Here is a 12969-nt window from a genome sequence, read left to right on the forward strand (position 1 = left end):
GCACCACCTGCCACCCCTGCGGGACGCGCAGGGTGGCCGCGTGGCGGGCGCAGAGGTCGTAGCCGTGCGGTTCGACCCGGGTCGACAGCGGGCCGACGACCACCATGGAGTCGCCGTAGTCGTACGTCAGGGTCGACGAAGCGCTGTTGGCACACGCCACCTTGCTGCAGATCCGCACGTCCATCTCGTCAGGGAGCCTAGCGGAGCGTCCGGCGCGCACCGGTCCCCGCGTACGATGTGGGGATGCGTCGGAAGCCTCGCCTCGTCACCCCGGTCGACCGCGGTCGGGGGCGCTCCCGGCACGGCCGAGGCGGGCGTTCGAGCGTCACCGGACCGGAGCTCGCCCCGATCATCACCCGCGCCGAGGCGTTCGACCGGATCGTCGGTGACAGCGCGCACTACCTGCTCGGGCTCTGGCCCGAGGAGCTGTCCGGCGTGGTGTTCCAGGTGGCGGACATGCCGAGCGACACGACCCTGCCGGACGAGATGCCGCGCTGGCGCATCGACCGCGACACCCGCCGCGTGACCGTCTTCCGGATCCCCGTCGAACGGGTGAACCGGAGCCCTGAGAAGGACGACTCGGACCGCCGCATCATCATCGAGACCGCGGTGTTCCGCGCGGTCGGCGAGCTGATCGGCAAGGACCCCTGGGACCTGGCACCGGACCGCTACCGCCACTGGTGAGCCGGGCCGACCACGCCGGGCACGCCGCACCGGTGAGCCCGGGCCGCCGGTGCCGGGCGGGCCGCATCCAGCGTCAGGGGTAGATGCGGACCGGGGTGGAGACGTCGGTCGCCGGTCGCACCGGGAACCCGGCGATGCCGTCGGCCCCGCGGTAGGTGACCCCCGCGACGATGCCCTCCGTACCGGTCAGCGTGAGCTGCTTCGCGGTCTGCACCGGGAGCGTCACCGTCGCACCGGACAGCAGGACCAGGTTGAGACGCTCATCGCCCGACTGCATCGTCACGGGACGGTCCTGACGGGTGGGGTTCACGAGGTTCAGCCGAACACCCTCGCCCGGGGCGATGGCGGTGATCGTCCGGTCACCCAGGGGCTCCGCGGAGGCGAACCACCCGAGGTCGGTGCCGGCGTCGTCGGTGGGCGTCGTGGTGCGTGCACCGGTGACGACCGGCTCGGTCGAGGTGACGGTGAACGAGTACCGGCCGTCCGGGAAGTCGTCGAGCGCGACGTCGGTGACGACCCCGGGCTCCGCGGTGGCGTTGACGGTCGTGCCGCCGCCGTCGGCCGTGCTGATGCCGAGGGTGACGCGAGCCGACTTCGTGCCGGGCACGAACAACCGGACGATCGGCACCGCGTCGGCCGTGTCGTCGCCGCGCTGGGCCGCCTGCGCGTCGGCGAGGACGACGGCGGGGATGACCTGCGAGCGCGACGGGGCCGCACCACCGGAGACGATGTCGTAGCCACCGGGGGTGAGGGTGCGGACGACGGACTCCTGCATGTGCGCGACGATCTGTCCGCCGGACGACGTGACGTGCACGACGGTCGAGGCGGCGTCGGACACGAAGCCCGACAGCGGGACGACCTTCTGCGTGTTCGGCGCGACGACGATGCCGGTGGTCCCGGGCGCGCTGACGGTCCCCGAGCCGTCGAAGATCGTCAGGTCGACCGTGGCGTTCACGTCGGTGGGGTTCGACAGCGTGACGAGGCTCGTGCGACCGGTCTCCGTCGAACCGCCGACCAGCCACGTGGACTGGGTCGGGTCGTCGCACGAGGCAGCGCCGGCGCCCACCAGGTCGCCGCTGGAAACGCTCTGGAAGCTGCTGCCCGCGACCTGCGGGGTCGTCTCGCCAGCGGGTGCCGTCAGGAGCCGGGGGTCGCTGCCGCCGGTGGTCGAGGGGTCGAGCGAGGACCGCTCGACCGTCGAACCGGTCGTCGCCGTCGCCACGGTCGCGGTGCCGACGGTGCTCGCCTGCGTCGCGTCGTTGCCGGAGTCGTCGGACAACCGCAGTGCGCTGCCGGCACAGACACGTTCGGCGGCGGCGGGGACCGGCGTCACGGTGCGCCCGGCGGGTCGACCCGGTTCGGACTCGGTGCCGATGGCGTGGGCCGCGGTGACGGCACCCGCGGCGACGACGACGGCGACGGCCGTGGCGGTGCCGCGGACGATCCAGCGCCGGACCGAGGAGGGGTTGGTGCTCATTCGTCGCGCTCCTCGTCGAAGGTGGTGGCGGGTTCCTCGGCCTCGATGACGTTCGAGGTGGCGCGGCGGCGGCGCGGTGCCGTCGGGACCGCGAGCAGGGCTGCGGCGCCGAAGACCACGCCGAGCACGACGAGGTACAGCACGTGGGTGGCCTGGGTCGCGGCGGAGCCGGAGCGGGTGCGGTCGACCTCGCCCTCGTAGTGGAACAGCTGCCCGTTGGTGGTCTCACCGATGCTCGTGAAGAGCGCGTTCTGACCGATCGCACCGGCGGCCCGGTCGTGCACCGTCTGCGCCTCGGGGTCGTCGCCGGCGTCGTCGATGAGCACGAAGCTCACGCCGAGCTCGCGGAGCGCCGGCCGGGGGTCGTACCCGCTGCGGCTCGCCAGGTTGCCGGCGAGCGTGGTCAGCCGCGCGCCGGACTCGCTCAGCCGGAGTGCGGTGGCGTCGAGCGTCGACTGGTCGTCGAGGGTCGAGCCCTGTCCGCGCTCGAGCGTGACGGCGAGCGAACCGTCGTCCTGCGGGACGACGACGAGCGTGCCGACGTCGGGGTTCGCCTGGGCCTCGGCGTTCACGTAGGCGCTGAGCACCCGGCCCGTGGTCGGCTCGATCGTGGCGGTGCCGAGGTAGAACGCCGCGAAGGCCGGTGCCACGGCGACCCCGGCGAGCACGGTCGCGACGAGTCCGGTGACCGGTGCGGCCTTCGGCAGCACGTCGATGCCGATGCAGGCCGCGACCACCAGGGCGAGCCAGTACACGGACAGACCGCTGCCTGGCCAGACGATGGTGGTGGTCGAGCCGACACCGGTGACGGTGACGTGGGTGGCGGCGAAGGCCGTCGCGAAGCCGAGGAGTGCGACGACGAGCGCCGAGCCCGCGACCGCCCAGCGGTGTCCGAGCATCGCGCCGATCGCGGCGACGGCCACGGGGAGCGCGAGGACGGCCATCACGACCGGCAGGACCGTCGTGACGAAGGCAAGTCCGGACGTCGCGGGGAGCCAGCCGCTCCAGTCGGGCAGGGGCTGTCCGATGGCCAGCTGGAGCGCGGACGGCGCCCGGGTCGCGGACGGCACGCCGGGGTCGGCGAACACGGCGAGCAGGTTGCCACGGGCCGCCTGCGCCAGGATCAGCGGCAGGAACAGCACCGCGGTCGGCACCGGGATGAACACGCGACGGTGGGCCCGACGCCAGCCGACCAGGAGCGCCACGAGCCAGCCGATGAGCAGGACCGGCAGCAGCGACGGCGCCGAGGCGGCGACGACGGCGAACAGGAGCGACGCGCCGGAGGCCCAGGCCCACGATCGGTGCGCCTCGAGCACGGCGACGAACAGCCACGGCAGGACCAGGTGCGCGACCACGGCGCCGAGGTGCCCGGTGGTCACCGCGCCGACGAGCGACGGGGCGATCGCGTAGAGCGACGCACCGATGACCGGGACCCACGTGCGGGTCGTGACCTTGCGGACCGCGAACCAGGCACCCAGGGCGGACAGCGGGAACGCGACGAGCATGACGAGCACGACCGCGGTGGACGGCGACCAGAAGACGATCGAGCCGAGCACGGCGAGGACCGCGGCGAAGGGGTCGGACGGCCCGGTGAAGCCCGTGCCGAGCGAGTGGAAGCCGTACCCGACGTTCTGCCAGAGCTGCCCCGGGGTCGCGGAGAGCGGCAGGAGTCCCCCGCCGGTCAGGGCCGGCGACCCGAGCAGGGGGTAGAGCGTCACGACGCTGAGCACCGCGGCGGCCAGGACCACCCAGATGCCGCCGTCGCTCAGGAACGACGCCCGCGCGATCGGGGCGTCCTCGACCCGGGCGAGCTCGACGTCGCGCGAGGTGGTGCGGTGTTCGTGCACCCGTCGCCAGCTCACGCGGAGCGGCTCGACGGCTGCCCACCCGAGCTTCTTGGTGCGGGCCAGGTTCTTGCGCGCGCGCACGGCGCCACCGCCGAACGCGACGGCGAACGCGGCGGAGAGCTCGGGGACCACGGCGGCGGGGTGCTTCGCGAGGAGGTGTCCGAGCGCGCGGCCGATCGCGAACGGCACGAGTGTGAGCCAGTGCAGCCAGACCAGCGCGGCCGGCGCGTAGGTCATCCGGCGGTGCAGCTGCGCCTGCCGGTGCATCCGGACGCGCCGCGCCTCGGACAGGCGCTTCCGACCGAACTCCTCGATGGGTCCGGCACTGGTGACCTTTGCCTCCGGCACGAGGGCGACGCGGTGTCCGGCGAGGCGGACCCGCACCGAGAAGTCGAGGGCCGCGTCGACGTCCGGCAGCGCAGGGTCGAAGCCGCCGAGTTCGTTCCAGACCGAGCGGCGCACGAGCATCCCGCCGGCGGCGACGCCGAGCACGTCGGTGTTGCGGTCGTGCTGGCCCTGGTCGAGCTCGTCCTGCACCAGCACGATCGACCGGCCGAAGCGGGTCATGCTCTCGCCGAAGGCACGGATGAGCGACGGGTCGTCGTCGGCGACGAGCTTCGGACCGGCGACGACGACCGACGGAGCGATCTCGACGGCGGACAGCAGCTCGGCGAGCGCGGTCGGTGCCGGCGCGTTGTCGTGGCCGAGGACCCACAGCCACTCGTCGACCGGCTCGTCGGTCGCTGCGGGCGGCGCGCTGCGCTCGCCCTGTCGGACGGCGTCGCCGAACGCCCTGCCCCCGGGGAGCCGGACGAGCTGCGCGGACCCACCGAAGGACAGTTCGGCGGTCGATCCGTCGGTCGTGCCGACGTCGACGACCACCAGGTTCTCGGGGTGGCGGGTCTGGGCGGCGAGCGCGTCCAGGGTCCGGTCGAGGTGGGCCGCCCCGTTGGCGGCGACGAGGATCGCGGTGACTCTGGGCTGCATGACGGGCGTCACTCTACGGTCTGGAGGCGCGGTGTCGGCTGCGGACGGCGGCGCGCCGTGAACCTGTGGGCGCGCTCACTGCACGGTGCGGGACGGGCGGAGGTGGTCGCCTTCCGGCGCCTTCGTCGCACGCTCCTCAGGGGCGCAGTCGCACGGCGCTGGCGCGCCGTGGACGCTCCTACGCCCGTTTCCGCAGCTTGCGGCGTTCGCGCTCGGAGAGGCCGCCCCAGATGCCGAAGCGTTCGTCGTTCTCGAGCGCGTACTCGAGGCACTGTGCCCGGACCTCGCACGAGGTGCAGATCTTCTTCGCCTCGCGCGTGGAGCCGCCCTTCTCGGGGAAGAACGCCTCGGGGTCGGTCTGCGCGCAGAGCGAGTCGACCTGCCAGGCGAGCGGGTTCTCCTCGTCGTCGGTCTCCGGACGTCGGACACCCGGGACGCCGAGCGCCACGGGATCGACGTGCCAGTCCTCCGGAACTCCGGCGTGGAACTCGGAACCGTTCACCCTGATCACCCCTGCCGCCTCGACAACGAACCCCAACTCTTGCGGCCGTTGCCTGTAATTACAGCGGTGTCATTCGCCTGAGTCAAGTCGCGGATCATAGAAGGCACTGACCGCTCCAGCGTGTCATGTCCCCCGTTTGGGCGTGTCGCGCCGCGCGGGTGGGCCTTCCGGGGGACAACTGACGCGTCCTCAGGCGCTCAGGAGGCGCTGCGACGGGCCTCCCACGCGCTCGACACCATCTCGTCCAGGGAGTGCCGCATGGCCCACTCGAGGTCACGGGCGGCGGCCTCGCCGGTCGCGACGATGCGGGCCGGGTCGCCGGGGCGCCGCGGCGCGATCTCGGGGTCGAAGGCGATCCCGGTGCCCGCCGCCATGGCGTCCATGATCTGCCGGACGCTCACACCGTCGCCGCTGCCGAGGTTGTAGGCGCGCTCGAGCGGCTCCCCCGCCTCGAGCTTCCGCGCGGCCACCGCGTGCGAGTGCGCCAGGTCGGCGACGTGCACGTAGTCGCGCACGCACGTGCCGTCCGGGGTGGCGTAGTCGTCACCGTTGATCCGCGGGGTCCGGCCGGCGAGCAGCGCGTCGAAGACCAGCGGGAACAGGTTGTGCGGGCTGGCGTCGTACAGGTCGGGCTCCCCCGAACCGACGACGTTGAAGTACCGGAGCGACGTCGTGGTGAAGCCCGCGGCGACCTCCATGTCGCGCAGCAGCCACTCGCCGATGAGCTTCGACTCGCCGTAGGGCGACTCCGGGTTCTTCGGGGTGGACTCGACCACGGTCTCGACGTCCGGCGTGCCGTAGACCGCCGCGCTCGACGAGAACACCGCCTTGGTGACGCCGGTCTCGGCCATCGCACGCAGCAGGGTCGCCATCCCGGTGACGTTCTGCTCGTAGGTGTGCAGCGGACGCTCGACCGAGACGCCGGCGTACTTGAACCCCGCGACGTGGACCACGCCGGTGACCTCGTGCTCGCGCAGGGTGCGTGCGACGAGCTCGCCGTCGAGGATCGTGCCCTCGACGAACGGCACGTCGCCCGGGACGAACGCGCGGAAACCGCTCGAGAGGTCGTCGAACGCGACCGTGTCGATGCCGGCCGAGCGCAGTGCTCGGACGACGTGGGACCCGATGTACCCGGCACCGCCGGTGACCAGCCAACTCATGCTCGCCACGCTAGCGGACGTCGGCGACGCCCCGGTGGCGGTGCCGGTGCGCGCCCTAGGCGCCGGTGGCGATGAACACGGTCGACGTGATGCCGTCGGAGGAGTCCGCCTCGACCGTCACGTCGCCCTCGTCCGGCGTGATGAAGCACGACTCGCCCTTGCGGAGCAGGGTCGCCGACCGCGCGCCGACGAGCGTGACGACGCCCTCGGTGCACACGGCGATGGACGGGCCGACGAGCGGGGCGACCCCGCCCGTGCTCAGTCCGACCGGGCGGCCGTCGCCGTCCACCCGCAGCAGCGCGAACCCGACGCCGTCCGGCGCGAACCGGTCGACGCCCGGGGCGATGCGCTCGGGCTCGAGGACCGGGGCCTGGTACGCGGTGAAGTCGAGCACCCGCAGGAGCTCCGGCACGTCGACGTGCTTCGGCGTGAGCCCCCCGCGCAGCACGTTGTCCGACGGCGCCATCAGCTCGATGCCGAGTCCGTCGAGGTAGGCGTGGATGTTGCCGGCGGGCAGGTACATGGCCTGTCCGGCGGCGAGCGTCACCCGGTGCATGAGCAGGGAGACGACGATGCCGGGGTCGCCGGGCCAGCTGGTGGCCAGGTCGCGGACGGTCGCGGTGTTCGGGGTGAGCAGGTCGTCGTCGAGCGAGACGGCCAGGTCGCTCACGGCCTGCACCACGGCGAGCGCGGACTCGTCGGCGGTCTCGAGCCAGCGGACGGTGTCCTCGAGCCCGTGCAGCAGGTGCACCTCGAGCGGACCGAGCCGTCCGGTGCCCGCATCGAGCACGCGCACCTCGGCCAGGGTCTCCTCGACGGGGCGGAAGCCGCTCAGCGCCTCGAACCGCTCGCTCAGCGCGACGACGAGCTCGGGCTTCGGGAACGGGTCCTTGTAGTTGCGTGCCGGGTCGTCGAGCGGGATCCCCTCGCGCTCCTCGCGGGCGAACCCGTCCTCGGCCTGCTCCGGGGTGGGGTGCGCCTGCAGCGAGAGCGGTGCCGCCGCTGCGAGCACCTTGAGCAGGAACGGCAGGCCGGTGCGGTCGCCGCCCAGGGCGTCCTGCGGCTCGGCGGCGATCCAGTCGAGCAGCGTGTCGGCCCCACCGACCATGGCCGGGTTCACGACGACGCTGGGGCTGCCGGCGTGGGCGCCGAGCCAGAGCTCCGCCTGCGGGGCACCCGTGACGGTGCGGCCGAGGAGCTCCGGGATCGCGGTGACCGAGCCCCAGGCGTAGTCGCGGGGGGTGTTCGTGATGCCGAGGAACATGGGCCAGAGCCTACCGGCGCGGCGCGCGACACTAGAATCTCCGCGATGTCTGCAAGCACGGTGGAGTCACCGCCCCGAGGATCCCTGCGTTCCTCCCCCCGCCGCACGGCCGACCCCACGCGGTGGGACATCCAGGGCCTCCGGGCGTTCGCGGTCCTCGCCGTCGTGCTCTACCACCTGTGGCCGAACCGGTTGCCGGGCGGGTTCGTCGGCGTGGACGTGTTCTTCGTCATCTCGGGCTTCCTGATCACCGGGCACCTGCTGCGTGAGCTGACCGCCACCGGCCGGATCGGGCTCGCCGGGTTCTGGTCGCGGCGGGCGAAGCGGCTGCTCCCCGGGGCCTTCCTCACGATCGCCGCGACGGGGACCGCCGTGCTGGTCTGGGTCCCGAGCGCGCTGTGGGGCCAGTACGGCCGTGAGCTCATCGCCTCCACGGTCTACGTGCAGAACTGGCAGCTGGCCGCCGACGCGGTCGACTACCTGGCGCAGGGCAACCAGGCGTCGCCCTTCCAGCACTTCTGGTCGCTGTCGGTCGAGGAGCAGTTCTACATCGCCCTCCCGCTCCTGCTGCTCGGCGCGCTGTGGGTCGCACGGCGCGCACGGCGGGACGGCGTCTCCCCGGTCGTCGTCGCGCAGGTGCTCCTCGGCGCCGTCGTGGTCCTGTCCCTGGGGTGGAGCATCGTCCAGACCCACACCGCCTCGGGGATCGCGTACTTCTCGACGGCGACGCGGGCGTGGGAGTTCGCGCTCGGCGGGCTCGCGGCGACGATCCCGCTCGCGGCGCCGCGCACGCCCCCCGCCCGGACGGTGCGGGTCGTGGGAGCCTGGGTCGGCGCGGCCGGGCTCGTCGCGTCGCTCGTGCTGATCACCGGGTCCACGCCCTTCCCGGGCATCGCCGCCGCGCTGCCGGTCGTGTCGGCGACGCTCGTCGTGCTCTTCGGCGCGCACTCCGGGCTGCAGCGGGTCGGCAGGCTGACCCCGATCGCGTTCCTGGGTCGGATCTCGTACGCCGTCTACCTGTGGCACTGGCCCGCCGTCGTCATCCTGCCGATCGCGCTCCGCCACGAGCTCACCGCCAAGGACAAGGTCGCGATCCTCATCGGTGCGGTGCTCATCGGCGCGGTCACCACGATCTGCATCGAGGAACCGCTCCGGTTCTCCGGCTGGGTGCGGGCACTGCGTCCGCGCCGGGTCGCGCTCTACGGCGCCCTGAGCACCGTGCTCGTCGTGGCGCTCGGTGCCGCCTCGCTGGCGGCGCTGCACGTGCAGCAGGTGCAGGCGGCCGAGTTCCAGCAGCGCCTCAGCACCGGCGACGTGCGCTGCTTCGGTGCCGCCGCACGGATCTCGTCGTCCGCCCCCTGCGTGAACCCCGATCTGGCAGACGTCCGGGTCCCCTCGGCCGCGAACGCGCTCGACGACGACTCGAACCGGGGGGCGTGCTGGTCGAACGACTCGAGCGCCTTCAACGTCTGCGAACTCGGGCCGAAGTCCGGCTACACGGAGCACCTCATCGCGATCGGCGACTCGCACAACAACGTCTTCGTGGACACCTACGCGGCGATCGCGAAGGCGAACAACTGGCGCATCGACGTGGCGGGACACCAGAGCTGCTACCTCACCACCGCGGTGCAGAAGGCGAACACGGGGAAGCAGGTCGACGACTGCACCGCGTGGAAGCAGAACGCGATGGCCTACCTGCGCGCGCACGGTGACCTGGACGGCGTGATCGTGACGCACTCCACCGGCAACGGCCCCGTCGCCTCGGTGCCCGGGCAGTCGGACAGCGAGACCGTCGTCGACGGCATGGTGGGAGCGTGGCAGGCAGCGGCCGACGCGGGCATCCCGGTCCTCGCACTCCGCGACAACCCGACCGCGCGGACCGACGTGGTGGCGTGCGTCGGCCAGATGTCGGGCCCGACGACGAGCGCGTGCGACTCGAGCCGCTCGTTCGGCTTCGGTCTGTTCGACGGCTCGGAGCAGGCTGCCGCCCGGATGCCCGGCAAGGCCCGGGTGATCGACCTGTCGCAGTACTACTGCACCGACACCACCTGCCCGGCGGTCATCGGCGGCGTGCTCGTGCACCGCGACCGCACCCACCTGACGAACACGTTCGCGACGACCCTGGCGCCGTACCTCGGCGACGAGATCGCCCGCACGCTCGCCGCCTTCCGCGAGGACGGACGCGGATGACCCCGTACCCTGACGTCGTGACGAACACCTGGCCGCTCTCGCGCGGCACCGTACCCGAGCGCGAGGCGTTCTCGTTCGGTGCGACGCTGCTCTTCGTCCTGTTCGCCGGCGACGCCTTCCCGAACACCCTGACCTGGTTCGGGGCGGCTGCAGTGTGGGCACTCGTCGCAGTGTGGGGCGTGACGATCCTGGTCAGGGCGAGGCCGCCGCTGGTCCGGACACCGTGGGCGCTCTGGTTCTTCCTCGCCTGGTGCCTGGTGTCCGTCGCCTGGTCGCACTGGCGCCCGGCGACGCTCGCGAGCATCGCCGCGCAGGTGATCTGCGCCGCGATGGCGTTCGCGGTCGCGTCGACCCTGACGTGGCGTCGGATCCTGGACGCGATGAGCCTCGCGTTCCGCTGGGTGCTGATGGGGTCGCTGCTGTTCGAGGCCGTGGTGGCCGTCGTCGTCCGGCACCCGATCGTCCCGGTCTGGACCGACTACGGCGACCGGGACATCCCCGACGCCTTCTACTTCTCCCGCGCCGAACTGCTGACCGGCGGTCGCATCCAGGGGTTGCCCGGCAACGCGAACCTGCTCGCGATGGTCGCCCTGCTCGCCGCGATCGCCATCGCCCTGCAGTTCGCCGAGGGCCGCATGAGCAGGAACCGCTCCGTCGGCTGGCTCGTCGTGGCCGGCGCGGTCCTGGTCCTCACCCGCTCGTCGACCGTGCTCGCCGCCGCGCTCGTCGTCGCCGCCGCACTGTTCGTCGCGCTCTGGATCCGACGCGTCCCCACCGACCGCCGGACGCCGCGGTACCTCCTCGCCCTGGTCGGCGCGGCCGTCGTCGGCCTCGGGGCGTTCGCAGCCCGTGGGACCGTGTCGGAGCTCCTCGGCAAGGGCACGGACGCGACGGGCCGCGGGGACATCTGGCAGCGCGTGCTCGAGCTGATCGACCAGCACCCGGTCCTCGGTTGGGGGTGGATCGGGTACTGGTGGCCGGACATCCCCACGCTCGCCGACCTCGCGCACCGCAAGGGTGTGACGTACCTGCAGGCCCACGACGCGTACCTGGACGTGTGGATGCAGACCGGCATCATCGGCTTGGTCCTGTTCGCCCTGTACGTCGTGACGACGCTCGACAGGTCGTGGTCGTCCGCGACCAGGATCGGGTACGACGCCGTCGGGACCCCCAGGTCGTTCGACCCGGTGTCGCTCCTGCCGCTCCTCGTCGTCGTGGCGCTGCTCGTGCAGTCCGTCGCCGAGTCGCGGTTGCTGTACCAGGGGAACTGGGTCCTGTTCGCCCTCGTCGCGATCAAGACCCGCATCGTCCTGGTCGGCGAGGAACCCCGGTCGGCCGGCGACGGCCCGCGCACCCCGCCGGCCCGGCGGGAGTGGCGACTGCCGATCGCACGCTGACCGCGGAGCACCCGGCGGTCAGCGCTCGAGCAGCCTCGCGCACGGTACCCTGGCCGTCCACGGCGCCTTCCGGACCTCGACGTCCCGCGTGGGGTCGCCGTCGCACGCAGCGACCGCGCCAGGGATCTGCGTCGCCCAGACCGGGCCGTCACTCCGCCGTGTCGCACCGGGGGCCAGGTTGCCCACCACCGCGACGACCAGGACGGCGACGACCGACCAGCCCGCCAGCACGCGGACGAAGCGGACACCGCCCGCCGGCCGTGCCACTCGACGCGACGATCGTCCCGCCCGACGCGCCGGCCGTGCGTCGAGGAGCACACTCGCCGCGACGACCACCGCTGCCAGCAGGAGCATCCCCGACGCCGCGGCGTAGCGCAGTGCCGGGACGGCTGCGAGTGCCGGGATCGGGCGCGCCCACGCCTGTTCCTGTCCCCCGTTGGCGAGCAGCGCTGCCCACCACACGCCGCCGGACACGACGGCGAGCGCGAGGATCAGCCAGCGTGCGCGCCACGTCCCGAGGAAGAGTGCGCCCACCACCGCGACGGCGACCAGCAGGACGGGCACGAGCACGACACCCCAGCCGTGGGTCACGACGGCGCGGACGGCGGCACCGACGTCCGGTGTCCAGATCCCCGCGACGGGTTGCAGCAGCCACCCGGCGACCACGTCGGTGAACGCCGGCGTCCCCGACGGCTGCGATCGCTGGTCGGTGAGGGCAGCTGCCACCTGCGCCCCGGCGCCGATCAGGGCGACGATGGTCACCGGGACCGCGCGTGGCCATGCCCGGGCACCCGAAGCGTCCCGCAGGGGGAACCACGCGAGGAGCAGGAGCGGCAGGAACAGCACGGTCTGCAACTCCGTGAGGACCGCGAAGGCGGTCAGGACGGCGACCGTACCGGAGGCCCACCACGTCCGCGCGCGGTACGCGAACAACCAGGGGGCGGCAAAGAGCATGTACCAGTGCAGGTTCGCGGCGTTCCCGCTGATCTCGTGGGGGGCGAGCGGGAGCACGGCCGGCACCGCGGCGAGCAGGGCTCGGAGCAGCCACTGCGGCACGACGTCTCGCGCGAGCACGAACACCGTGGTGCCCACCGCGCCCACGACGAGGCAGGCCCCAGCGGACAGTGCCCGGGCGTAGTCCTGGACCGGCAGCGCCCAGGCGACGTCGACGAGCAACCGGGGCACGAGGTGCAGGTAGCCGGCGTAGGGGTGCAGCAGGGAGTCGACGGCGCCGAGGGTGATGCGTTCCCGGAGGAACAGCCCGCCGTCCTCCGCCCACACGGTGCCACGTGCCGTCGGCCCGAGTCGCCACCAGGCGAGCGCGGCCGTGGCGATGCCGACCAGGACCGCCGCGGCGACCACTCGGAAGCCGTCGAGACGGCGGTGGCTGGGGCTCGCAGGGTGCTGCATCGTCCGACGACGCTAGCCGGTTCATCACACATCGTCGATATCGACGCTCCG

General features: G+C 72.9%; 10 protein-coding genes. 3 read left to right on the forward strand and 7 right to left on the reverse strand.

Going from position 1 to position 12969, the window contains the following annotated elements; translation table 11 throughout:
• Nucleotides 1-184: DUF3499 family protein (locus tag FFG40_RS16490; protein WP_143882755.1), on the reverse strand; the 184-nt coding region annotated here is incomplete at its 3' end.
• Between the two features lie 59 nt (nt 185-243).
• On the opposite strand from FFG40_RS16490, the gene FFG40_RS16495 reads away from it, so the two are divergent.
• Nucleotides 244-684, forward strand: coding sequence for a metallopeptidase family protein (locus tag FFG40_RS16495; protein WP_071405768.1), 441 nt, complete (start codon nt 244-246; stop codon nt 682-684).
• A gap of 73 nt (nt 685-757) precedes the next feature.
• Here the strand turns inward: FFG40_RS16495 and FFG40_RS16500 are convergent, their stop codons facing one another.
• The 5 genes from FFG40_RS16500 to manA all read right to left on the reverse strand — a co-directional run bounded on the left by FFG40_RS16500 (nt 758) and on the right by manA (nt 7921).
• Nucleotides 758-2161, reverse strand: coding sequence for a DUF5719 family protein (locus tag FFG40_RS16500; protein WP_138803730.1), 1404 nt, complete (start codon nt 2159-2161; stop codon nt 758-760).
• Nucleotides 2158-4995, reverse strand: coding sequence for a glycosyltransferase family 2 protein (locus FFG40_RS16505; protein WP_138803731.1), 2838 nt, complete (start codon nt 4993-4995; stop codon nt 2158-2160). Before FFG40_RS16505 ends, FFG40_RS16500 begins: the two co-directional genes overlap by 4 nt.
• Before the next feature lie 178 nt (nt 4996-5173).
• Nucleotides 5174-5506, reverse strand: a complete 333-nt coding sequence (locus tag FFG40_RS16510; protein ID WP_081827389.1) for a WhiB family transcriptional regulator — start codon at nt 5504-5506, stop codon at nt 5174-5176.
• A gap of 188 nt (nt 5507-5694) precedes the next feature.
• Complete coding sequence (galE, locus tag FFG40_RS16515; protein ID WP_138803732.1) at nt 5695-6657, reverse strand: UDP-glucose 4-epimerase GalE; 963 nt, start codon at nt 6655-6657, stop codon at nt 5695-5697.
• Between the two features lie 55 nt (nt 6658-6712).
• A complete protein-coding gene (gene manA, locus FFG40_RS16520; RefSeq protein WP_138803733.1) occupies nt 6713-7921 on the reverse strand; it encodes a mannose-6-phosphate isomerase, class I in 1209 nt (402 codons plus the stop codon).
• Between the two features lie 45 nt (nt 7922-7966).
• Between manA and FFG40_RS16525 the strand changes: the two genes are divergently transcribed.
• Together FFG40_RS16525 and FFG40_RS16530 are read left to right on the forward strand one after the other, a co-directional pair.
• The gene (locus tag FFG40_RS16525; protein ID WP_138803734.1) at nt 7967-10111 is read left to right on the forward strand and encodes an acyltransferase family protein; all 2145 of its coding nucleotides are present in this window, start codon (nt 7967-7969) and stop codon (nt 10109-10111) included.
• Entirely contained in the window at nt 10108-11508 is a 1401-nt protein-coding gene (locus tag FFG40_RS16530) for an O-antigen ligase (RefSeq protein ID WP_138803735.1), read from the forward strand. The genes FFG40_RS16525 and FFG40_RS16530 overlap by 4 nt, the downstream gene beginning before the upstream one ends.
• An 18-nt stretch (nt 11509-11526) precedes the next feature.
• Here FFG40_RS16530 and FFG40_RS16535 read toward each other — a convergent pair whose 3' ends face one another.
• Nucleotides 11527-12918, reverse strand: a complete 1392-nt coding sequence (locus FFG40_RS16535) for a hypothetical protein (protein ID WP_138803736.1) — start codon at nt 12916-12918, stop codon at nt 11527-11529.
• Between the last annotated feature and the right edge of the window lie 51 nt (nt 12919-12969).

The organism is Curtobacterium sp. KBS0715, assembly GCF_005938005.2.
GTDB classification, from domain to species: Bacteria; Actinomycetota; Actinomycetes; order Actinomycetales; family Microbacteriaceae; genus Curtobacterium; species Curtobacterium flaccumfaciens.